The following is a 22,791-nucleotide window of genomic DNA, read 5'->3' as shown; positions in this document are numbered from 1 at the left end:
ATGATCTGCCCGTTTGCGTATCAGTCACGGCCTCCTCCCGCGCGCCATGTCTCAAAGCGTCCGCTCTTCGCTCGGATAGGCGCATTTCCAGCGTACGACACGAAGATGCGGATGCTCCTGCGACCATTTCGCGATCTCGGTCGGGGCTGTGAACATGCAGTTGTTGAGATTGCCACGGCGTTCGAAATGCAGCCGCTCTTCCCGACAGCTCGACGGATTTGAGATGAGGCAGATGGTCAGGACGAGATCGATTATATCCATATCGGCACCTCCAATCCGTCGGTTCTATTGCACCACCGCCAGCTTGTGTAGCGACGTGACGGATGCAACTCTTCCAACCAAGGATTTCTCAAGGTGCCCGGATGAGAAATTGTCGGCTCAGCCTACGATCACGCGTCATTCCCGTCAATCCAAGGCATTCGCGAAATCGCCCCGGCATTTTTGAATCTGGAGCATCTTGCCCGCTTTCATTGATTCCACGTGAAAGCGCGATGCTCCAGCCGAAAATGCTCTGCCAAACATTGACTTATCGCGCCCGACCAGTAATTTTTCGGGTGATCGAACCGGATCCTGCTGGGAGGCAGGATCGCCGGGTGATCCAAAATGGTGGCCATCGGCGCATGGAACCGGTGGCCCCGTCGTCCAGGGCACCCTTGGCGAAAAATGAGGAGATGCCATGCAATATTCAGTCCTTCTGATCGGTGTATCAGTTGCAATTCTTGGTGCTGTGGGAGCAAGCGCCCAGGAGGGGAATGCGGGAGACGCAGCGGCCGGAGCAACTGTATTCAAGAAATGCACGGCCTGCCATGTGGTGGATTCCGACAAGAACAAGATCGGCCCGTCGCTGCAGGGCGTTATCGGCAGGACGGCCGGCACGCATCCGGGTTTCAGATACTCTCCAGCGATGGTGAAGGCGGGAGAAGAGGGTCTCGTCTGGGACGACGCTTCCCTGCGTGACTACCTGCACAGCCCGAGAGCCAAGGTGAAAGGCACGAAAATGGCATTCGCCGGGTTGAAGGACGATACCGATATCACCAATCTCCTCGCCTATCTCAAAGAGAACAGCCAATAACGGGCACAATCGCCGGCAGACCTGCCGGCGATTGCTTTGTCAAACAGCTTCGCGCCATTTGATGGAACAGCCCACGGAGGCGATCTGATCGCGCGGCCCCTGCCCGGTCTGGGCGATCTGCCGCATCGCCTCGAAAAGATCGCGGCGCTGATCGGACGGCCCCTCCTCCTTGCGTGAGGCATCGAGGCGACCGCGATATTGCAGCTCTCCAGCACTGTTGAAACCGAAAAAGTCAGGTGTGCACGCCGCGCCATAGGCGCGTGCAACCGTCTGATCGGCATCATGCAGATAGGCAAACGGGAAGGCGTTTTCGCGCGCAAATATCTTCATATTATCATAGGAATCAGCGGGATAGGCCTCGGCATCATTGGAATTGATGGCGACGAAGCCGACGCCGAAAGCCTCGAGATCACGGGCGTCTCGCATGATCCGTTTGATCACCGCCTTCACATAGGGGCAGTGATTGCAGATGAAAGCGACGACCAGCCCATGCGGCCCCGCCTGCCCGAGGATGGAGTGGCGTTCGCCGTCCACGCCCATCAGCGTCGCATCGACGGCCTTCCATCCAAAATCGCAAACCGGTGGTATCGAAGCCATTCCTGCCTCCCTTCATTGTCAAGCTGCCTTGCGTAGCGCACGGTCGGCGGCATCCCGGATCGCAGCGATATCAGCCGCATAGGCTCTCTGGCCGTTGCCTCTGAAGATCGCCGAACCGGCGACCAGCACATCCGCGCCGGCGGCGGCAACGAGTGGGGCCGTTTCCGGCGTCACGCCGCCATCGATCTCGATATGGATCGGACGCGCGCCGATCATCGCCTTGATCCGCCTGATCTTCTCAACCACTGACGGAATGAACGCCTGACCGCCGAAACCGGGATTAACCGTCATCAGCAGGACAAGGTCAAGCCGGTCCAGCACATATTCGATCACGCTTTCCGGCGTCGACGGGTTGAGCGAGACGCCGGCCTTCTTTCCCAGATTGCGGATGGCCTGCAGCGACCGGTCGAGATGCGGCCCGGCCTCCGCATGCACGGTGATGAGGTCGCAGCCCGCATCCGCGAAGGCGGCGAGATATGGATCGGCAGGGGTAATCATCAAATGGCAGTCGAAAAGCGCGTTTGTCCGGTTGCGGATGGCTTTGATCACCGGCGGGCCGAAGGTGATGTTCGGCACGAAATGCCCGTCCATCACGTCGAGATGGATCCAGTCGGCGCCCGCCGCGACCACCGCCTCGACCTCATCGCCAAGCCGGGAAAAATCGGCGGAAAGCACGGATGGCGCAATAATCGTCTTCATGAAGGCTTTTCCTCCCTGGCTTTGTCGGCAATCGCGAAAACCCGGCTGACGCTCAGATCCTCCACGCCGATCGTCGACAGCGCCTCGGCATCCACCGGGCCGGATACGGTTTCGAACAGGCGGTTCGCCTGCCGCAGCCGCGCCCTGTCGAGCGCATTCCGGATCGACCTCGCATTGGCGAAATGCGGCTGCTTGCGGCGAAGCGCGATATAATCGGCCATCACCGCACGCGCCTTCCCGTCGAAATGATAATTCTGCTTCGACAGCATGGTTTCCGCGATCTGCAGCAGTTCGTCATCCGAATAATCCGGAAAATCGATATGATGGGCGATGCGCGAGCGGAACCCCGGATTGCTCTCGAAGAACCGGTCCATCCGGTCGGCGTAACCGGCCAGAATGACGACCAGATCGTCGCGCTGGTTTTCCATCACCTGCAGCAGGATTTCGATCGCCTCCTGGCCATAATCGCGCTCGTTCTCCTGGCGGTGGAGATAATAAGCCTCGTCGATGAACAGCACGCCGCCCATCGCCTTCTTCAATATCTCCTTGGTCTTCGGCGCGGTATGGCCGATATATTGCCCGACCAGATCGTCCCGCGTGACGGAGACGAGATGCCCCTTGCGGATATAGCCGAGACGATGCAGCAGGTTCGCCATCCGGAGCGCGACGGTCGTCTTGCCGGTTCCCGGATTGCCGCTGAAACTCATATGCAGCGTCGGCGTCTCATGGGCGAGCCCGAGCCGCCGCCGCGCCCGCTCCACCAGGAGCAGCGCCGCCGTTTCCCGGATACGCTGCTTGACCGGCTTGAGGCCGATCAGCTCGCGGTCGAGTTCGTCCAGCACATCCTTGACGCCGGACTCGACATACTCCGCCCGCAGATCGATGGCGGCGGGAATATCGCCGCCATCTTCAACGCGTTCTGGCGCGATAGCATCAGCCATAACGTTCACCCGCAGGCCTGTCCGCTGCATAAGACCGGGTGGTGTAGCGGATCACACGTCCTGGCGCCTCCTGCCGCTGCAGATGGAACCCCGGCTCGCTCACCGGGCGATTGACGATGAAGGAGAGCTTCACCGACTCCCAGCCATGGCTGCTGTCGAAGGCGACAAACCGGATATAGCGATCGCCATAGACCTTGCGGCATTCCTTCAGCTCCATGATCAGCGCGGCTGCATCGGGATTGTCGAACATCGGATGCCCCCACATGTCCCAATAGGTGTTGCGGGGATGCGGGTCGTCGGTGAACTCGAGACTGACCGCCCAGCCCTTGTCGATGCAATATTGCGCCTGTTTGGCGATCTGCTCGTCGGTCAGCTCAGGCAGGAACGAGAATGCTCCCTGGGTAATGCGCATGGTTCTCTCCTATTCAGCTGCGGTTGCCGTCGGAACGAAGTCCGGCGCATCGGTCGAGGTATAGTTGAAGGTGACATCCTTCCAGACGTCGAGCGCCTGCTGCAGCGGCTGGCAATGCCGTGCCGCTTCCCGAAGGATCTCCGGTCCTTCATGAACGATGTCGCGCCCCTCATTGCGGGCCAGCACCATGCATTCCAGCGCCACGCGGTTGGCCGTAGCGCCGGCCGCGATGCCCATGGGATGGCCGATGGTGCCGCCGCCGAACTGCAGCACGACATCCTCGCCCAGCAGATCCAATAGCTGGTGCATCTGCCCGGCATGGATGCCGCCCGAAGCGACCGGCATCATCTTGTTGAGCGAGGCCCAATCCTGGTCGAAGAAGATGCCGTTTTCGAGCCGCATCGGGTTGAATTCCTCGCGGCAGACATCGTAATAGCCCTTCGTCGTGGCGGGATCGCCTTCCAGCTTGCCGACCACCGTGCCCGCATGGATGTGATCGACACCGGCAAGCCGCATCCATTTGGCGATGACGCGGAACGAGACGCCATGGTTCTTCTGCCGCGTATAGGTCGAGTGGCCGGCACGGTGCAGATGCAGGATCATGTCGTTGCGCCGCGCCCATTTCGCCATCGACTGGATGGCGGTATAGCCGATCACCAGGTCGATCATGACGATGTTGGAGCCGAGTTCCTTGGCGAAATCCGCCCGCTCATACATATCTTCCATCGTCGCCGCGGTGACGTTGAGATAGCTTCCCTTCACCTCCCCCGTCTCGGCCTGCGCCTTGTTGACCGCCTCCATGCAGTAGAGGAACCGTTCGCGCCAATGCATGAAGGGCTGCGAATTGATGTTCTCGTCGTCCTTGGTGAAATCGAGCCCGCCCTTCAGCGCCTCATAGACGACACGGCCATAATTGCGGCCTGACAGCCCGAGCTTCGGCTTCACCGTCGCGCCGAGCAGCGGCCGGCCGAATTTGTCGAGACGCTCGCGCTCGACCACAATACCGGTCGCCGGTCCCTGGAAGGTTTTCACGTAAGCGATCGGCAGCCGCATGTCTTCGAGCCGCAGCGCCTTGAGCGGCTTGAATCCGAAGACATTGCCGATGATCGACGCCGTCAGATTGGCGATCGAACCGGGCTCGAAGAGATCGAGATCATAAGCGATATAGGCGAAATACTGTCCCTCCCCGTTCGGCACGGGGTCCACGCGGTATGCTTTGGCGCGGTACTTCTCGCAAGCCGTGAGCCGGTCCGTCCAGACCACCGTCCAGGTGGCCGTCGAACTCTCGCCCGCCACCGCCGCCGCCGCCTCGATCGGATCGACGCCGTCCTGCGGCGTGATGCGGAAGACCGCGATGATGTCGGTATCCCCAGGCTCGTAATCGGGCTCCCAATAGCCCATTTTCCTGTATTCCATCACGCCGGCCTTGTAGCGCTCGGCTCCGGTGACGGTCTTTGTCATGCTTGTCATGTCTGCCATGGCACTGGTCCTTTCTAGGATACTGGTCGCTTGCTTGTCAGGCGGCCTTGGCGGTTGCGATCTGCGGATCGAGCTGGCCAGCGGCATAGCGCTTGGCCATCTCGTCCAGGGGAACGACTTTGATTTTCACCGCGTGGCCCGCCGTTCCGAACCGCTCGAAGCGGTCACGGCAAAGATCACGCAACGTGTCCATTGCCGGTTTGAGGAACTTTCGCGGGTCGAATTCGGCCGGGTTCTGCATTGCGATGCGGCGGAACTGGCCGGTGATCGCCATGCGGCAATCCGTATCGATATTGACCTTGCGCACCCCGTGGCGGATGCCGCGCTCGATCTCCTCCACCGGCACACCGTAGGTCTGGGGCATCTCGCCGCCGTGCCTGTTGATGACATCCTGCAGTTCCTGCGGCACGGAGGAGGAGCCGTGCATGACGAGATGCGTATCGGGCAGCTTCGCGTGGATGGCCTCGATCACATGCATGGCGAGGATGCCGCCATCCGGGCGGCGCGAGAATTTGTAGGCGCCGTGGGACGTACCGCAGGCAATCGCCAGTGCGTCGACCCTCGTACGGGCAACGAAGTCCACCGCCTGGTCGGGATCGGTGAGAAGTTGCTCGTGCGACAACACCCCTTCGGCGCCGTGCCCGTCCTCTGCCTCGCCCTGCCCCGTTTCCAGCGAACCGAGCACGCCGAGTTCGCCTTCCACCGACGCGCCGACCCAATGGGCCATCCGCGCTACCCGTTCGGTGGTCGCCACATTGTATTCGTAGCTCGCCGGCGTCTTGGCATCCGCCTCGAGCGAGCCGTCCATCATCACCGAGGTGAAGCCATGGCGGATCGCCGTCAGGCAGGTGGCTTCATTGTTGCCGTGGTCCTGATGCAGGCAAACCGGGATCGCCGGATACATTTCTATAAGGGCTTCGATCATCTTCGAAAGCATCACGTCGCCGGCATAGGACCGCGCGCCACGGGACGCCTGAAGAATGACCGGTGCATCGCACGCCGAAGCCGCCTCCATGACGGCGAGGCCCTGTTCCATATTGTTGATGTTGAAGGCGGGAACGCCGTAGCCGTGTTCAGCAGCGTGATCGAGCAGTTGACGTAACGTAATGCGAGCCATGATCCGTGCTCCTTTCCTATTTTATCGATCGATCAGTTTTCTCACGCGTTCGACGACGGCTTCCGGCGTGATGTCGAAATGCCGGTAGAGATCCGCCGCCGGCGCGCTGGCGCCGAAACCGGTCATGCCGATGAAGTCGCCTCTTTCGCCGATCCAGCGATCCCACCCCTGCCGCGCCGCCGCCTCGATAGCGACGCGGGGCGCTGCCGCAAGGATGGAGCGGCGATAGGCCGGCGTCTGTTTTTCGAAGAGTTCCCAGCACGGCATCGAGACGACGGCGGCGGCGATCCCGTGCTGGGCACGCAGGATGTCGGAAGCCGCACAGGCGATCTCCACCTCCGAGCCGGTGGCAATGAGCGTCACCGCCCGCGTCCCAGCGGTTTCGCGCAGGACGTATGCGCCACGGCCCGACCGGTTCTCATCACTGTGCTTAGGGCGCAACATCGGCAGGTTCTGCCGTGACAGCACGATGACGCTCGGCCTGTTCTTATGCTTCAACGCCAGTTCCCAGCACTCCGCCGTTTCGATGATATCGGCCGGCCGGTAGACATCGATGCCGGGGGTCGCCCGCAGCATGGCGAGATGTTCGATCGGCTGGTGCGTCGGCCCATCTTCTCCAAGGCCGATCGAGTCATGCGTCATGACATAGACCACCTGCTGGCCCATCAGGGCCGAAAGGCGGATCGCACCCCTTGCATAGTCGGCAAAGACCAGAAATGTGCCGCCATAGGGGATGAAGCCGCCATGCAGCGCGATGCCGTTCATCGCCGCCGCCATCGCATGTTCGCGGATGCCGTAATGGATATAACGCCCGGCGAAGCTGCGCGCCGAAATGCTGCCCATATCTGGCGTCAGCGTCAGGTTGGAATGGGTGAGATCGGCGGAACCGCCGATGGTGAGCGCCGTCGCCTTGTTGATGACGCCAAGCACCATCTCGGAAGCCTTGCGGGTGGCAACCTTGGTGGCTTTCTCCACATGCTCGCGGCGAAACGCATCAAGCTCATCAAAGAGCGTCTCCGGCAGTTCCTTCGCGACCGCCGCGCTGAAGGCATCCGCATCGGGCGATGCCGCAAGCCGGGCGCACCAGTCGCGCCGCTGGTCCGCGCCGCGACTGGCGACATTCCGCCAGGTTTCCACGATCGCCTCCGGCACCTCGAACGGCGCATGAGGCCATCCGATCACCGCCCTTGCCGCCGCGATCTCCGCCGCACCGAGCGGTGCGCCATGGGTCTTTTCCGTACCCTGTAGATTGGGCGCGCCCTTGCCGATGATCGTCCGGCAGGCGATCAGCGACGGCCTGTCCGCCTCCCGTGCCTGGCCGATGGCCTCCGCGATCGCCTCGAAATCATGACCGTCAATATCCCAGACGTCGAAGCCCGCCGCCTTGAACCGGGCAGGCTGGTCCATCGATGTGGAAAGCGAGGTCGGCCCGTCGATGGAGATGGAATTGTTATCCCAGAGGACGATCAGCCGCGACAGCCCCAGATGCCCCGCCAGATCGATCGCCTCATGGCTGATACCCTCCTGCAGACAGCCATCGCCGGCGATCACATAGGTGAAATGATCGACGATCTCAGCACTGAAGCGCTCACGCATCAGCCGCTCGGCAAGCGCCATGCCGACCGCCGTGGCGATCCCCTGCCCCAGCGGCCCGGTCGTCGTCTCGATGCCCTGCGCATGGCCATATTCCGGATGCCCCGCCGTCCGCGCGCCGAGCTGACGGAAACGCTGCAATTCCTCGATGGGCATGTCGGGATAACCGATCAGATAGTGCAGCGCATATTGCAGCATTGAGCCATGACCGGCCGAAAGCACGAAGCGGTCGCGGTCCGGCCATTGCGGATGCAGCGGATCGAGCTTGATGAAGCGGTTGAACAGAACCGTCGCGACATCCGCCATGCCCATCGGCATGCCCGGATGGCCGGAATTGGCCTTCTGCACGGCATCCATGGCAAGGGCGCGGATGGCGTTGGCCATATCCGCCTCACTGACCGGCAACGGATCGGTTTCGGTTTGCAGCAGGGCTTGCGTGTTCATCGTCTTCTCCTCACGAGGCACGGTTTTTGCGTTCGATCAACTGCATGATCAGCGGCGTCAGGATGAGTTGCATGGCAAGGTCGAGCTTGTTGCCCGGCACGACAATCGAATTGGCCCGCGACATGAAGGAATCATGGATCATCGACAGGAGATAGGGAAAATCGATGCCGCGCGGCCGGGCGAAGCGGATCACCAGCATCGATTCATCGGGCGTCGGTATCCAGCGCGCGATGAACGGATTGGAGGTATCGACGATCGGAACCCGCTGGAAATTGATGTCGGTCAGCGTGAATTGCGGCGTGATGTAGCGCACATAATCGGGCATGCGCCGCAGGATCACATCCATGATCGCTTCGGTCGAATAGCCGCGTGTCGAGCGATCGCGATGGATCTTCTGGATCCATTCGAGATTGATGACGGGAACGACGCCGATCTTCAGATCCGCATGCCGCGCCAGATTGACCTTATCCGTCACCGCACAGCCATGCAGCCCTTCATAGAACAGCAGTTGGCTCGGCGGAAACTCCCGCCACTCTGAAAAGCAGCCAGCAGGCGTATTGAGGAGCTTGGCTTCTTCCTCGTCGTGAATATAGGTCCGGGTCTTTCCCGTGCCCCGGCGGCCATATTCCTCGAAAACCGCATCGAGCGTCTCCAGTTCGTTGGCATCGACATGGAAATGCGTGAAGTTCGGATTGCCGTTCTTTTCCTCTTCGGCAACCCTGGCCTTCATGGCCTGCCGGTCATAGCGATGGAACGCATCGCCTTCGATGAACGCCGCCTCGATGTTCTCACGCCGGAATATCTGTTCGAAAATCCGCTTGACCGATGTCGTTCCAGCGCCTGAAGAACCGGTGATCGATATGATGGGATGCTTTGTCGACATGTCGCTCGTTCCCCCTCAGGCCCTGAACAGGCCGCGATTGCTGAAGAGCGGCGCGCGCTCGCCGATATTGCTGGGCTCCGTGTGATAGCGCCCGATCCGTTCGACTTCCCTGGCCGAACCGAAAACCAGCGGAACCCGCTGATGCATGCTTTGCGGAACGAGATCGAGAATGCGATTGATCGTATCGGTCGCCGCACCGCCTGCCTGCTCGATGAGGAAGGCAATGGGATTGGCCTCGTAGACGAGCCTGATCCGGCCAGAACCGTAGCCCTTGCGCTTGTCGCCGGGATAGAGAAACACGCCGCCGCGCACCAGGATCCGGTAGGCTTCGGCCACCAGCGAGGCGACCCAGCGCATGTTGAAGTCCTTGGCCCTCGGACCTTCGGTGCCCTTCAGGCAGTCGTCGATATAAAGCCGCACCGCTTCATCCCACTGCCGGTAATTGGCCGCGTTGATGGCGAATTCCTGCGTCCGTGGCGCGATGATGATGCTCGGATAGGCCTGGACGAAAGTTCCAAGCCGTGTCGAAAAGACAAAGACATGCGTGCCGCTGCCGACCGTCAGCACCAGGGCCAGCTGCGGCCCATAGATAAAAAATCCGGCAGCGAGCTGGTGCCTCCCCTCCTGGAAGAAGGAGGCACCAGGCTCGCTGACCGGTTCACCAACCACTGGGAGGATGGAGAAGATGGTCCCGAGCGAGACATTCGTATCGATGTTGGAAGACCCGTCCAGCGGGTCGATGGCAATGGCGAGCGGCGCTTGGCGGTCGAGCACCACCGGCTGGTCCAGCTCCTCCGAACCATAAAGCGCGATCGGCGCATGGCGCATGGCTTCCAGGAACATGTCGTCGGCGAAGACATCGAGATCCTTCTGGGAATCGCCGTCGGCATTCCTGCTGCTGTGGCTGCCGTTGAAGGCCTTGCCGAGCGCGCCAAGATTGATCGTATTGCGGATTTTGACCGCGGTCGTCGACAGATGCCGTATGGTGGACGAGACCGCGGCCCGCAATCCGTCCACATCACCCGCATAAGAACCGAGAAAGGCATCAAGGGTCGCCGTGGTCATATCGTCCTCCCGTAACCCGTTGCTCCTCGCCGGGCTTGCAAGAGGATGGAACCAGATGGAGTGCTTTAAGTAAAATTTATTATATTTACGTGTTAAATAAATTTCTCTAACTTGAAGACCATGCGCAACCTGACACTGAGACAGTTGAGAGCCATCGAGGCGATCCTGCGGCACGGCACGATCGCCGCCGCGGCCAATGAGCTGGGGCTGACCCCGCCCGCCGTCACGCTTCAATTGAAGCAGGTCGAGGAGGACGCCGGCATCATCCTGTTCGACCGGACCAATGAAGGCCTCAAGCCGACGGCGGCCGGCCTCGCTTTTGTCGATGCGGCCCAGATGATTCACGAGAGGTTGCGTTTGCTCGACGATGAAATCGACGCCATCAAGGGGCTGAGGGTCGGCAGCTTGAGGTTGGGCGTCGTGTCGACGGCGAAATATTTCGCGCCGCGGATGATGGCGACCTTCGGCAAGGATCACCCCGATATCGCGATCAAACTTGCCATCGGCAACAGGGCGGAAACGATTGCCAGCCTCAAGAACCATGAGATGGACATCGCCCTGATGGGGCGTCCGCCCAAGGACATTCCCCTGCGATCAGCCGTTTTCGGCGATCATCCGCTGGTCATGATCGCCGCACCCGACCATCCCCTCGCCAAATGCCGCGACATCACCAAGGAGAGGATCGCGCAGGAGCATTTCCTGGTCAGGGAGCCCGGTTCGGGAACCCGCATCTCGCTGGAGATATTCTTAAGCGAACTGCCGGGAAGGCTGGACGATCTCGGCACCGAGATGTCCTCCAACGAAACCATCAAGCAGGCCGTCATGGCCGGCCTCGGCATCGCATTCATTTCCGCGCATACGATCGCCATGGAGCTTGAAACCGGCCGGCTGGTCATCCTCGATGTCATCGGCATGCCGATCCGCCGGCAGTGGTTTTTCGTGGTCAGGACCGACAGGACGATGTCACCGGCGATGAAGGCCTTCCAGGAATTCCTGACCTCGAAAGGCGCGCAATGCCTGCCATTCTTCGACCGGCTCTATCCTGAGGCCGCCGCCCTGGCCTACCATCCGCCGTCATAGGGTTCGTCGTTTTCGGACGGAACGGCAACTCTCGTCCTGTCGGCACAGCCCTGTTTCAACCGCAGCAGCGACGGCACTTTCGAGGCATGAATTCCTGTGACAAGCACAGGCACAGGAATCCATCCTCGGCCCTTCATTCCTTTGGCGGCGCAGAATGGCTTGGACCGAGCATTACGCGGCTTATTTCTTCTTGATACCGATTGCCCGGCCAACACGCGCCGGCATCGGCAGTTTCGAATGGGCCGCGCGATAAAATTCCAGCTTCGGCAGGATATCAGCCGGAAACGGGCTGACCTTCGGTCCGCTCATATCGATATGCAGCGACAGGACCTCGGCCGTCGCCGCCACCCAGCCATCCCGATGAATGATCTCATTATAGGTGTGCAGGCGCTTGCCGTCGAAATCGATGAGCTGGCTGGTTACGGTGACGATATCGCCCAGATGCAATTCCCTGACATAGCAGATATGGATTTCGGCAGTGTAGATCGTCAGCTTGCGTTCGGCCGCATAGGATGGGCCGAAACCGAGCTCCGCCAGGAATTCGTCACCCCCGCGGTCGAACACCACATTGTAGTACGCCATGTTCAGATGGCCATTGTAGTCGATCCATTCCTTCTCGATGGCGATCGGCGTGGAGTGATGCAATTCACCCTCTGACATGCTGTTCTCCTGCTGGACTGTGGACTGGTTGAAAATTAACGATGCGCGGACCTGAGCGCGCTGGGCGGCCTGCCCTCGAAATGTCTGAACGTGCGCGTGAAGGCAGCCGCGGAGGAAAATCCGGTCCGCGCCGCGATATCCGCTAGAGGTGACCGCGTATCGGTGATCAGCCGCCGCGCCACTTTCAGCCGCAGGCGCAGATAATAGCGCCCCGGCCCCTCGCCGACCGCCTTGGAAAAGATCTTCTCCAGGCTTCGGGCGCTGAGCCCGCAGCGTTTCGCGATCGCCCCGATGGTCAGCGGCGCATCGATATGCCCCTCCATCAGCCGGATCGCGCCCGCCAGTTTCGGGTGCACATCGTCAAGCCGTCCGAGCGAAACCAACGGCTGCGCATCGCTGGAGGCATGGGCTTCGTCATAGATGAACACGCTCGCCACATCGAGCGCCACCGACATACCGACGCGCGACCGGATCAGATGCAGCATCAGGTCGAAGGTCGGCGAGGCGCCGCCGCTGGTGAACACCGGCCCGTCTATGACATAGCGGTCCGGCCTCACCTCGGTGTCGGGAAATTCGGCAGTGAATTCCTCCATATCCTCCCAATGGGTCGTCGCCTTCCGCCCTGAGAGAAGCCCGGCACGGCCGAGCAACCATGAGCCGGCCTCGATGCCGCCGATCATCCGGTAATTGTGGGCCGCCCGGCGCAGATTGGCGGTGAATGTCGTGCGCGCGATATCCGAAGTACCAAAACCGCCGACAACCAGCAGCATATCCGCCTTTTTTGATGTGTCGAATGAACCGGATACGGCAATCGGCAAGCCGCAGGTGGTGATGGCGGGTTTGCCGTCGAGCGAAACGATCCGCCATTTGAACAGCGTGCCGCCGGAAACGCGGTTGGCGGCGCGCATCGGGTCGATCGTCGAGGCAACGCACAATAGCGACGCACCTGAGAAGACGAGCACGGTCACGTCAAGCGTGCCGGTGTCAGGAAAAAAGAGTGGCGAGGTTTCGCTATTCATCAATTACAATTCGTATATCGCAAAACATGATTTGGCAATCACGGCATGATCGGTGCAACAAAAGCAAGGGAGAACAGCAATGGCATTGACCCCCAATCGCGACGTGTTCATCACCTGCGCCGTCACCGGTGCGGGCGATACGACCGGTCGCTCCGACAAGGTCCCGGTGACGCCGCGCCAGATCGCCGATGAGTGCATTGCCGCCGCCAATGCCGGCGCGGCAATCGCGCATATTCACGTCCGCGACCCCAAGACCGGCAAGGGCTCGCGTGACGTGGCGCTCTATGCCGAGGTGGTCGAGCATATCAAGGCGTCAGGCGTCGACATGGTGCTCAACCTCACCGCCGGCATGGGCGGCGATCTGACGCTCGGCAATGTCGAAAAGCCGCTGCCGCCATCCCCTGGCGGAACCGACATGGTGGGCGCAACCGAACGCCTGGAGCATGTGGCGAAGCTCTTGCCCGAAATCTGCACGCTCGATTGCGGTACGATGAATTTCGGCGAGGGCGACTATGTCATGACCAATACGCCCGCCATGCTGAAAGCCATGGCGGCGCAGATCCAGGCGCTGGGCGTTCGCCCGGAAGTCGAGATTTTCGACACCGGCCACCTTCTCCTTGCCAAATGGCTCTATGACCAGGGCCTTCTGGACGATCCCGTCATGGTGCAGCTCTGCATGGGCATCCCCTGGGGGGCGCCCGATGATATCACCACGCTCCTGGCGCTGACCGGCAATCTGCCCTCCGACTGGACGTTCTCGGCCTTCTCCATCGGCCGCAACCAGATGCCCTATGCGGCGATGGCGGTGCTGGCCGGCGGCAATATCCGCGTCGGCCTCGAAGACAATATCTGGCTCGACAAGGGCGTTCTCGCCAGCAACGGGCCGCTGGTCGAACGCGCCGTCAAGATCGCCGAAGGCATGGGCGCGAAAATCCTCGGGCCGGACGATGTGCGCGCCCGCATGAAGCTGACGAAGCGCTGGTGAGATCGTCATGGTGAAAATTCGCAAGGCCGCGGCCGTAGGCGGTGGCGTCATCGGCGCCGGCTGGGTCGCCCGCCTCCTCCTCAACGGCATCGATGTTTCGATCTTCGACCCCGATCCGGAAGCCGAGCGCAAAGTCAGCGAGGTAATGAAGAATGCCCGCCGCGCCTATAAGGCCATGCTGCCGGACGGCCTGCCGCGCGAGGGAAAGCTCACTTTCTCAGGCACCATTGCCGAAGCGGTCGCGGGCGCTGATTTCATTCAGGAAAGCGTGCCGGAACGGCTCGACCTCAAACACAAGGTTCTGGCGGAAATCGACCGCCACGCGGCGATAGACGCCATCGTCGGCTCGTCCACCTCAGGCATTCTGCCGTCCGAGATGCAGACGGCGATGCGGCATCCCGAACGTCTGGTCGTCGGCCATCCCTATAATCCGGTCTATCTCCTGCCATTGGTGGAGATCGTCGGCGGCAAGCTGACCTCCAGCGAAGCCGTCGAGAAAGCCCGCGCGCTTTATGACTCGATCGGCATGAAACCGGTGGTGATCCGCAAGGAGATCGAGGCTTTCGTCGGCGACCGGCTTCTTGAGGCGGTGTGGCGCGAGGCGCTGTGGCTGATCAAGGACGACATCACCACCGTCGAGGAACTCGATGACATCATGCGCTATTCCTTTGGCATCCGCTGGGCGCAGATGGGCATGTTCCAGGTCTATCGCGTCGCCGGCGGCGAAGCCGGCATGCGTCACTTCATGGCACAGTTCGGCCCCTGCCTGTCATGGCCCTGGACCAAGCTGATGGACGTGCCCGAGTTGACGGATGAGTTGGTGGACAAGATCGCCGACCAGTCCGACGAGCAGGCGCACGGCCTCTCCATCCGCGAACTCGAACGCATCCGCGACGACAATCTGGTCGCCATCATGGAAGCCCTGTCGCGCCAGAACAAGGGCAAGGGCTGGGGGGCCGGCGCGCTCTACAAGGATTATACCAACCGCCTGTCGAAGCTGGCGCGGAAGCCGGCGATCTCCAAATCGGCCGAAAAGGCCAAGGCCGGCAAGGCTCGGAAGAAGAAAGGCTGACGTCATGGATTTCGGTCTGACCGAAGAGCAGAGACTGATCGTCGAGACAACAAGGGCCTTTGTCGAAAACGAGCTCTATCCGCATGAGGCGGAAGTCGAGCGCACCGGCGTTCTGCGCAAGGAGCTCGTGGACGAGATCAAGCAGAAAGCCATCGAAACCGGTCTTTATGCAGCCAACATGCCGGAGGGGGTCGGCGGCGCCGGGCTGGATACGGTCTCATGGCTGCTTTACGAAAAGGAGCTTGGCCGCGCCAATTACGCGCTCCATTGGACATGCGTCGGCAGGCCCTCCAACATCCTCCTCGCCGGCACGGACGCCCAGAAGGAAAAATACCTTTATCCCTGCATTCGCGGTGAGAAATCCGATTGTCTCGCCATGACGGAGCCGGGCGCCGGTTCCGATCTGCGCGGCATGAAGGCCACCGCCGTGGAAAAGGGCGGCGACTGGCTCGTCAACGGCACGAAACACTTCATCAGCCATGCCATGGAGGCCGATTTCGTCATCCTTTTCGTCGCCTCCGGCGAGGAAGACACCCCACGCGGCAAAAAGAAGAAAATCACCGCCTTTTTCGTCGACAAAGGCCACCCCGGAATGACGATCCGCGAAGGCTACCGCAATGTCTCGCATCGCGGCTATTCCAACGCCATCATCGAATTTGACGATTGCCGTTTGCCAAATGAAGCCATTCTCGGCGAGGTGCACAAGGGCTTCGAGGTGGCCAATGCCTGGCTCGGCGCAACGCGCCTGCAGGTGGCCGCCACGTGCCTTGGCCGTGCCGAACGGGCGCTTACCCACGCCATCGAATATGCGGCGCAGCGCGAACAGTTCGGCCAGAAGATCGGCAAGTTTCAGGGCATCTCCTTCAAGCTTGCCGATATGGCGACCGAACTGAAAGCCGCCGACCTCCTGACATTCGAGGCCGGCTGGAAGTTCGATCAGGGCACCGTGACCGATGCCGACATGGCCATGGCCAAGCTCAAGGCGACGGAAGTCCTCGCCTTCGTTGCCGATGAGGCGATCCAGATCCATGGCGGCATGGGCCTGATGGATGACCTGCCGCTGGAACGCATCTGGCGCGACGCCCGCGTCGAGCGCATCTGGGAAGGCACTTCGGAAATCCAGCGGCACATCATATCCCGCGCCCTGCTGCGCCCTCACGGTGCATGATGGCGCATAAGCTTGACCGTCTGCTTCGCCCCAAGACCATCGCCGTCTTCGGCGGTCTTCAGGCCACCGAGGTCATAAAACAATCGCAGAAAATGGGATTTTCGGGCGAAATCTGGCCCGTGCATCCCAGGCATGACGAGGTCTTGGGCCTCAAAGCCTATCGCTCCGTCGCCGATCTGCCCGGCAGCCCTGACGCCGCCTTCATCGGCGTCAATCGTTTCCTCACGCTCGATATCGTGCGGGAGTTGCGTGCGGCCGGCGCCGGCGTCGCCGTGTGCTATGCCTCCGGCTTTCTGGAGGCCGGCGCCGACGATGCCGACGGCGCGAGATTGCAGGACGAACTCGTGGAAGCCGCCGGCGATATGCCGATCATCGGGCCGAACTGCTACGGCCTGATCAATTACTGCGACGGCGCCCTGCTCTGGCCCGACCAGCATGGCGGGCGGCGGCTTGCGCCTGGCGAGCCTGGCGTCGCCATCATCACCCAATCCTCGAACATCGCCATCAACATGACGATGCAGACGCGCGGCCTGCCGATCGCCCATGTCATGACGGCGGGCAACCAGGCGCAGACCGGCCTGCCCGACATGGCCATCGCGCTGATCGAGGATGAGAGGGTGACGGCGCTCGGCCTCCATATCGAGGCCTTCCAGTCGGCAGCCGGCTTCGAGGCGCTGGCGAAACGCGCCCGCGAGCTGCGAAAGCCCATCGTCGCCATGAAGGTCGGCCGCTCCGCCCAGGCCCGCGCGGCGACCGTCTCGCACACCGCTTCGCTGGCCGGATCGGACGCCGCATCCGACGCCTTCCTGAAAAGGCTCGGCATCGCACGCGTCAATTCGATTCCCTCCTTCCTCGAAACGCTGAAGCTCCTGCATGTACACGGCCCGCTCGACGGCAATACGCTGAGCTCGATGAGTTGCTCCGGCGGCGAGGCTTCCGTCATGGCCGACGCCGCGGAAGGCCGCGCAGTCGCGTTTCCGCCGCTGACGCCGGAACATCGCGCTTATGTGAAGTCGACGCTCGGCCCGCTGGTCGCGGTCGCCAACCCGCTCGACTACCATACCTTCATCTGGAACGATGAGCCGGCGCTGACCCAGACATTCACCGCCATGATTTCCGGCGGTTTCTCGCTCAACTGCCTCGTCATCGATTTTCCGCGCAGGGACCGCTGTTCGGATGTCGATTGGTGGGCGACCGTACGCGGGTTCGAAGCGGCGCTAAAGGCCAACAACGCCAAGGGCGCCATGATCGCCTCTCTGCCGGAAAACATCCCCGAGGATTATATAGCGGATCTGATGGCGCGCGGCATCGCCCCTCTCTGCGGCATCACCGAAGCCTTCGATTCTGCGGAAGCCGCCGCCTTCATCGGCCGGGCATGGAAAAAGCCGCTCGCGCCGCCGGTTGCCCGCCCCGTGGCAAAGGCTGGTCCCGATATCCTTGAGCTCGACGAAGCACAGGCGAAATCCATTCTCCGCCGCCATGGATTGCCCGTACCGGCCGGCAGCCGCTGCGCGAATGCCGATGAGGCCGTGGCGGTCGCCGAAGGCCTCGGCTATCCCGTCGCGCTGAAGGCCTTGGGCATTGCCCATAAATCCGAAATGAACGCCGTGCGGCTCAATCTGAGAGACGGCGAAGCGGTCAGGTCGGCGGTCGACGAACTCGTGCATCTCGGATCAGGCCTCTATGTCGAACGCATGGTCACCGGGGCTGTCTCCGAACTGCTGGTCGGCATTATCGATGATCCGCAGTTTGGGCCGGTCATGACGCTCGGCACAGGCGGCGTTCTCGTGGAACTGTTGCAGGACAGCGTGACCATTCTCCTGCCGTCGAGCCGTGATGACATCGAGGCCGCGCTGCGATCCCTCAGGATGTTCCCACTCTTGGAAGGCTATCGCGGCAGGCCGAAGGCGGATCTGCAAGCCGCACTCGACGCCATTCATGCCATCGCGGCTTTCGCCGTGGAGCATGCCGGGCGGATTTGCGAACTCGACATCAACCCGCTGCTTGTCTGCGGCGAGGGAAAAGGCGCATGGATTGCGGATGCGCTGCTCGTCACAAAGGGAGAACTGAAATGAGCGACGTGATCAGGACGCGCCGTGAAGGCGGCATTCTCGAAGTCACGCTGGATCGGCCGAAGGCCAATGCCATCGACCTGAATACCAGCCGGCTGATGGGTGAGACCTTCCAGGCATTCCGCGACGACCCCGACCTGCGCGTCGCCATCGTCCAGACCGAGGGCGACAAATTCTTTTGCGCCGGATGGGATTTGAAGGCGGCGGCGAGCGGCGATGCGGTCGACGGCGATTATGGCGTCGGCGGCTTCGGCGGATTGCAGGAATTGCGCGACCTCAACAAGCCGGTGATCGCCGCCGTCAATGGCATGGCTGTCGGCGGCGGCTTCGAACTCGCCCTCTCCTGCGATCTGATCTATGCCGCCGACTATTCCAGTTTCGCCTTGCCGGAAATCCGTGCGGGAACGCTGGCCGACGCCGCGACGGTCAAACTGCCGAAGCGCATCCCCTACCATGTCGCCATGGACCTGCTTTTGACCGGCCGCTGGATGGATGTCGCCGAGGCGCACCGCTGGGGGCTCGTCAACGAGGTGCTGCCTAGGGAAAAGCTGATGGAGCGCGTCTGGGAGATCGCCCGCCTGCTCGAAAGCGGCCCGCCGCTGGTTTTTGCCGCCATCAAGGAAGTGGCGCGGGAAGCCGAAAGCATGGGCTTCCAGCAGGCCATGAACATGATCACCAAACGCAAGTTCCGCACGGTGGACGTTCTCTATGCCTCGGAAGACGGCCAGGAAGGCTTCAAGGCCTTCGCCGAAAAGCGCGATCCCGTGTGGAAAGGCAGATGAGCACCGACTATTCCGAGCTGATCGACCAGGAAACCTGGGCGTTCATCGAGCGCACCAATGGTTTTTATCCACCTGATGCGGTGGACCTCACGGTTGAACGGCAGCGCGAAATCTACGACCGCATGGCCCAAGCGTTTCATGCGGGCTATCCCGTTGACATCGCCTCCGCCGACACCTTCATCGAAACCGGCACGCACCGCATTCCGATCAGGGTCTATGTCAAGAAAGCCGTCGAGCCCGAAGTCATCTGCCTTTATTTTCACGGCGGCGGCTTTGTCGTCGGCGGGCTCGACAGCCATGACGATGTCTGCGCCGAACTGTGCGAGGCGACCGGCTTCCGCATCATATCGGTCGATTACCGGCTGGCGCCCGAACATGCGCATCCCGCCGCATTCGAAGATTGCCGCGCCGTCTTCGCGCATATTGCCGCGACATCCGATCTGTCGGTCGTGCTCTGCGGCGACAGCGCCGGCGGTAATCTCGCCGCCGCTATCGCCCATCATCTGCGCGGCGGCAAACGCGCGCCCGTCGGTCAGGTCCTCATCTATCCAGGCCTCGGCGGCAGAACCGATGAAGGCTCCTACCTCACGCATGCCGAAGCGCCGATGCTCACCACCCGCGATGTGCTCTATTATGCGGAAATCAGGAGCGGCGGCCATGACTGGTCCAATGATCCGCGCTTTGCACCGCTCTCCGACAGCGATTTCTCCAACCTTCCCGCCACCGTGGTCTTATCAGCCGCATGCGACCCGCTTTCCGATGATGGACGGCGCTACTGCGACCGGATCGTCGCCGCCGGCGGCAAGGCGTTGTGGAGAAACGAGCCGGGTCTCGTGCACGGCTATCTGCGCGCCCGCCACAACGCCGGACGCGCCGGCGCCAGCTTCCGCCGCATTTGCAAGGCGGTTCAGGCGCTTGGGCTGAACGGCTGGCCCGTTTCCTTATAAAAGCTAGAGCGGTTCGTGTTTTGATGGAATCGCGAGGCGCCCCCTCTGGCTTGCCAGCCATCTCCCCCTCAAGGGGGGAGATTACGCCTTCACGAAGGTTTGGTACCAATTGCAAACGTTGCAGAACGAACGCCAAGAGCCGTGTCAGCCAATCTCCCTCCTTGAGGGGGAGATGCCCGGCAGGGCAGAGGGGGGGGGGTACTGTCTCGCCCGGCGTTCCCAATTCAATATGAAATGCTCTGGCCTGTTCCCTTATAAAGACTATCCCAGCTTCGACGGGATCAGCCGTTCCAGGCGGCGGAACAGGAAGACGATGATTCCGGTGATGACGAGATAGCCGGCCGCGAGCAGCAGCAGCGGTTCGTAGGTGATGAACGTATCCTGCCGGACGCGCGATGCCACGGCATAGAGATCGATCACGGTGATCGTCGCGACGAGCGGCGTTGCCTTCAACTGCAATACCGCCTCTCCCGCCAATGTCGGCAAGGCTCGATGGATAGCCTGCGGCAGCCAGATACGCCGCAAAATGGTGAAGCGTCGCATGCCGAATGCCCGCGCCGCCTCCAACTGCCCCTTGGGCACGCCGGCAAAGGCCCCGCGCATGACCTCGCCCTCATAACCGGCATAGGACAGCGTCAGCGCCAGCACGGCATAGGGCCATGCCTGGCGCAGATAGGGCCACAGTTCGGAGTCGCGAATCCAGGGATATTGCGGGAACAGCGAACCGAGCCCGTAATAGAGCAGCCAGAGCTGCAGGAGCAGCGGCGTGCCGCGAATGACGGTGCAGAAGATGCGCGCCGGCACGGCGACGATCTTCGGCCCTGCCGCCTGCGCCAGTCCGAGCGGCACCGCCAAAAGGAAACCGAGAACGCACGTCACCACCAGGATCCAGATCGTGCGCCACAGGCCCTGCATGATCAGATCGTAATAGTTGGGCAGCCAGTCCCATCTGAGAAAGAAGATCGAGGCAGCGATGAGACCAAGCCCGATCAGCGCCAGCACGATACGGTGCGGTGGCAGACGGCGGATCTCCGCGTCGCCATTCTGCTTGGGCGCGATGCGAAAGGTTTGGACCGTCGTCTCGCTCATGCTCACGCCTCCCTTAGGGAAGGCATGCCGCGCCGCGCCCATTTTTCCACCCTGGCAACGATCGCGTTGGAAAACAGCGTAACCAGGAGATAAAGCAGGCCTGCCGCCATGTAGAACAGGAAATAGGCCTTGGTCGCGCCCGCCGCCTGCCGGGTTTCAAGCGTCAGCTCGCTGAAGCCGACGACGGCGAGCAAGGCCGTATCCTTCGTCGCGATCAGCCAGAGATTGGCAAGCCCCGGCAATGCATGTGGCAGCATGGCGGGCAATGTGATGCGCCGCATCATGATGCCGGGCGACATGCCATAGGCGCGCGCGGCCTCTATTTCGCCCTGCGGGATCGCCTTGATCGCGCCGCGCAACACTTCGGTTCCATACGCTCCCTGGACGAAGCCGAGCACGACAATACCCGCAACGAGACCGCTGATATTGATGGGCGTATATCCCATGGCTTCGAGGATGCGATTGATCAGGTCGGTTCCCGCATAATAGAGCAGCAGGATCAGCACGAGCTCGGGAACCGCGCGCACGATCGTGGTGTAGATCGCCAGGAGATCCCGGATGACCGGCCCGCCATAAAGCTTGCCATAGGCGCCGAACGTGCCGATCACCAGGCCGAGACCGAACGCACCAAGCGCGATCTGCAGCGAGTTCGCCAGCCCGCGCAAGAGATTGCCGCCCCAGCCCGGCGGCACGGGGGAAAGTAGCTCGAACATGCCGGAAATAGCGGCGGGAAAAATCGATGCGTCGGCCAAGCCGTTCTCGTTTCACGGGTTATAAATGAACGCCAGACGATGAAATACCGGAGGACGTTTCTCCTTCCTCCGGCGCGGCCTCAGCCGCCATAGATATCGAAGGTGAAATACTTCTTGGATATCGCGTCATATTTGCCGTTTTCACGGATGTCCTTGATGGCGGCGTTGATCTTTTCCTTCAGCTCGGTTTCGCCCTTGCGCATGCCCACGCCGACGCCCGGCCCGAGGATTTCGACATCATCGGCCACCCTCCCCTTGATCTCGCAGCAGGCCTTGCCGGCATCCGTTTCGGCGAAGGTTTCGAGCGCCAGCGAGTCCGCCTGCGTCGCATCGATGCGCCCGGCGGCCAGATCCTGGTTGGCTTCGTCCTGGGTCTGGTATTCCTTGATTTCGGCGGCTGTGTCGCCGAAATATTTCTTGGCATAGACCTGATGGATCGTCGAAACCTGCACGCCGAGGATCTTGCCCTTCAAGCCCTCGGGCGTCGCCTCCATCTCCACATCCCTGGAGCCGAGGATCACCGTCGGCGTGTTGTAATATTTATCCGAGAAATCGATCGTCTTCTTGCGTTCGTCGGTGATCGACATGGACGCCGTGATGATGTCGATCTTCTTCGTCAGCAATGCCGGGATGATACCGTCCCACGAAACCGGCGTGATGACGCAATCGAGCTTCGCCTGCTCGCAGATCGCCGTGGCGATCTCCACTTCCCAGCCCTGCCATTTGCCCGACGCATCGGGCGAAGCGAAGGGCGGGTACGGCTCGGCGGCGATGCCCACCTTGATCGTTTCAGCGCTTGCAGCTCCCATTCCAGCCGCGGCCAGCGCGATGGCGGCAACCGCCATTTTCAAAAGTGTCTTCAT

At 61.6% G+C, this 22,791-nt stretch carries 23 protein-coding genes; 8 read left to right on the top strand and 15 right to left on the bottom strand.

Annotation, left to right across the window (positions count from 1 at the left end; genetic code table 11):
- Window positions 1–51: 51 nt before the first annotated feature.
- A complete protein-coding gene (locus C5748_RS21415; RefSeq protein WP_105744149.1) occupies window positions 52–261 on the bottom strand; it encodes a hypothetical protein in 210 nt (69 codons plus the stop codon).
- A 415-nt stretch (window positions 262–676) separates the two neighbouring features.
- On the opposite strand from C5748_RS21415, the gene C5748_RS21410 reads away from it, so the two are divergent.
- On the top strand, window positions 677–1,072 hold the full coding sequence (locus tag C5748_RS21410; RefSeq protein WP_105744147.1) for a c-type cytochrome: 396 nt from the start codon (window positions 677–679) through the stop codon (window positions 1,070–1,072).
- Between the two features lie 39 nt (window positions 1,073–1,111).
- On the opposite strand, the gene C5748_RS21405 is transcribed toward C5748_RS21410, so the two are convergent.
- From C5748_RS21405 to C5748_RS21365, 9 genes are read right to left on the bottom strand one after another with little or no spacing between them, the layout of a single operon-like run.
- Window positions 1,112–1,669 carry a thioredoxin family protein gene (locus C5748_RS21405; RefSeq protein WP_105744145.1) on the bottom strand — a complete coding sequence of 186 codons (558 nt, stop codon included), beginning with the start codon at window positions 1,667–1,669 and terminating at the stop codon, window positions 1,112–1,114.
- An 18-nt stretch (window positions 1,670–1,687) separates the two neighbouring features.
- Window positions 1,688–2,368 carry a ribulose-phosphate 3-epimerase gene (rpe, locus tag C5748_RS21400; RefSeq protein WP_105744143.1) on the bottom strand — a complete coding sequence of 227 codons (681 nt, stop codon included), beginning with the start codon at window positions 2,366–2,368 and terminating at the stop codon, window positions 1,688–1,690.
- A complete protein-coding gene (gene cbbX, locus C5748_RS21395) occupies window positions 2,365–3,309 on the bottom strand; it encodes a CbbX protein (RefSeq protein WP_105744141.1) in 945 nt (314 codons plus the stop codon). The genes rpe and cbbX overlap by 4 nt, the downstream gene beginning before the upstream one ends.
- Window positions 3,302–3,721 (bottom strand): ribulose bisphosphate carboxylase small subunit, encoded by a 420-nt coding sequence (locus C5748_RS21390; protein ID WP_105744139.1) that lies wholly within the window; start codon window positions 3,719–3,721, stop codon window positions 3,302–3,304. Before C5748_RS21390 ends, cbbX begins: the two co-directional genes overlap by 8 nt.
- A 9-nt stretch (window positions 3,722–3,730) precedes the next feature.
- Window positions 3,731–5,191 carry a form I ribulose bisphosphate carboxylase large subunit gene (locus C5748_RS21385; protein WP_105744137.1) on the bottom strand — a complete coding sequence of 487 codons (1,461 nt, stop codon included), beginning with the start codon at window positions 5,189–5,191 and terminating at the stop codon, window positions 3,731–3,733.
- Between the two features lie 46 nt (window positions 5,192–5,237).
- Window positions 5,238–6,317: a class II fructose-bisphosphate aldolase gene (gene fba / locus C5748_RS21380; protein WP_105744135.1), complete on the bottom strand. Its 1,080-nt coding sequence runs from the start codon at window positions 6,315–6,317 to the stop codon at window positions 5,238–5,240.
- Between the two features lie 21 nt (window positions 6,318–6,338).
- Complete coding sequence (gene tkt / locus C5748_RS21375; RefSeq protein WP_105744133.1) at window positions 6,339–8,354, bottom strand: transketolase; 2,016 nt, start codon at window positions 8,352–8,354, stop codon at window positions 6,339–6,341.
- 10 nt (window positions 8,355–8,364) lie between these two features.
- On the bottom strand, window positions 8,365–9,237 hold the full coding sequence (locus C5748_RS21370; RefSeq protein WP_105744131.1) for a phosphoribulokinase: 873 nt from the start codon (window positions 9,235–9,237) through the stop codon (window positions 8,365–8,367).
- A gap of 15 nt (window positions 9,238–9,252) precedes the next feature.
- The gene (locus C5748_RS21365) at window positions 9,253–10,302 is read right to left on the bottom strand and encodes a class 1 fructose-bisphosphatase (RefSeq protein WP_105744129.1); all 1,050 of its coding nucleotides are present in this window, start codon (window positions 10,300–10,302) and stop codon (window positions 9,253–9,255) included.
- Window positions 10,303–10,422: 120 nt separating this feature from the next.
- On the opposite strand from C5748_RS21365, the gene C5748_RS21360 reads away from it, so the two are divergent.
- Window positions 10,423–11,382: a LysR family transcriptional regulator gene (locus C5748_RS21360; protein ID WP_105744127.1), complete on the top strand. Its 960-nt coding sequence runs from the start codon at window positions 10,423–10,425 to the stop codon at window positions 11,380–11,382.
- A gap of 180 nt (window positions 11,383–11,562) precedes the next feature.
- On the opposite strand, the gene C5748_RS21355 is transcribed toward C5748_RS21360, so the two are convergent.
- On the bottom strand, window positions 11,563–12,042 hold the full coding sequence (locus C5748_RS21355; RefSeq protein WP_105744125.1) for a thioesterase family protein: 480 nt from the start codon (window positions 12,040–12,042) through the stop codon (window positions 11,563–11,565).
- A gap of 35 nt (window positions 12,043–12,077) precedes the next feature.
- A complete protein-coding gene (locus C5748_RS21350) occupies window positions 12,078–13,064 on the bottom strand; it encodes a GlxA family transcriptional regulator (protein ID WP_425350285.1) in 987 nt (328 codons plus the stop codon).
- 76 nt (window positions 13,065–13,140) lie between these two features.
- Here C5748_RS21350 and C5748_RS21345 point away from each other — a divergent pair, with 76 nt between their 5' ends.
- From C5748_RS21345 to C5748_RS21320, 6 genes are read left to right on the top strand one after another with little or no spacing between them, the layout of a single operon-like run.
- Window positions 13,141–14,046, top strand: a complete 906-nt coding sequence (locus tag C5748_RS21345; protein ID WP_105744120.1) for a beta-keto acid cleavage family enzyme — start codon at window positions 13,141–13,143, stop codon at window positions 14,044–14,046.
- Window positions 14,047–14,053: 7 nt separating this feature from the next.
- Window positions 14,054–15,118, top strand: coding sequence for a carnitine 3-dehydrogenase (locus C5748_RS21340; RefSeq protein ID WP_105744118.1), 1,065 nt, complete (start codon window positions 14,054–14,056; stop codon window positions 15,116–15,118).
- A gap of 4 nt (window positions 15,119–15,122) precedes the next feature.
- Window positions 15,123–16,286, top strand: coding sequence for an acyl-CoA dehydrogenase family protein (locus C5748_RS21335; RefSeq protein ID WP_105744116.1), 1,164 nt, complete (start codon window positions 15,123–15,125; stop codon window positions 16,284–16,286).
- Window positions 16,283–18,361, top strand: coding sequence for an acetate--CoA ligase family protein (locus C5748_RS21330; protein ID WP_105744114.1), 2,079 nt, complete (start codon window positions 16,283–16,285; stop codon window positions 18,359–18,361). Before C5748_RS21335 ends, C5748_RS21330 begins: the two co-directional genes overlap by 4 nt.
- Complete coding sequence (locus tag C5748_RS21325) at window positions 18,358–19,140, top strand: carnitinyl-CoA dehydratase (protein ID WP_105744112.1); 783 nt, start codon at window positions 18,358–18,360, stop codon at window positions 19,138–19,140. Before C5748_RS21330 ends, C5748_RS21325 begins: the two co-directional genes overlap by 4 nt.
- The gene (locus C5748_RS21320; protein ID WP_105744110.1) at window positions 19,137–20,087 is read left to right on the top strand and encodes an alpha/beta hydrolase; all 951 of its coding nucleotides are present in this window, start codon (window positions 19,137–19,139) and stop codon (window positions 20,085–20,087) included. The genes C5748_RS21325 and C5748_RS21320 overlap by 4 nt, the downstream gene beginning before the upstream one ends.
- A 261-nt stretch (window positions 20,088–20,348) precedes the next feature.
- Here the strand turns inward: C5748_RS21320 and C5748_RS21310 are convergent, their stop codons facing one another.
- From C5748_RS21310 to C5748_RS21300, 3 genes are all read right to left on the bottom strand, one after another.
- The gene (locus C5748_RS21310) at window positions 20,349–21,176 is read right to left on the bottom strand and encodes an ABC transporter permease (RefSeq protein WP_105744108.1); all 828 of its coding nucleotides are present in this window, start codon (window positions 21,174–21,176) and stop codon (window positions 20,349–20,351) included.
- A gap of 2 nt (window positions 21,177–21,178) precedes the next feature.
- Complete coding sequence (locus C5748_RS21305; RefSeq protein ID WP_105744252.1) at window positions 21,179–21,889, bottom strand: ABC transporter permease; 711 nt, start codon at window positions 21,887–21,889, stop codon at window positions 21,179–21,181.
- Window positions 21,890–22,008: 119 nt separating this feature from the next.
- Complete coding sequence (locus tag C5748_RS21300; RefSeq protein WP_105744250.1) at window positions 22,009–22,791, bottom strand: transporter substrate-binding domain-containing protein; 783 nt, start codon at window positions 22,789–22,791, stop codon at window positions 22,009–22,011.

This window comes from Phyllobacterium phragmitis (genome assembly GCF_002980495.1).
Taxonomy (GTDB): domain Bacteria; phylum Pseudomonadota; class Alphaproteobacteria; order Rhizobiales; family Rhizobiaceae; genus Paramesorhizobium; species Paramesorhizobium phragmitis.
Note: the sequence above shows the minus strand (reverse complement) of the source record. Positions and strands in the feature narration are given on the sequence as shown.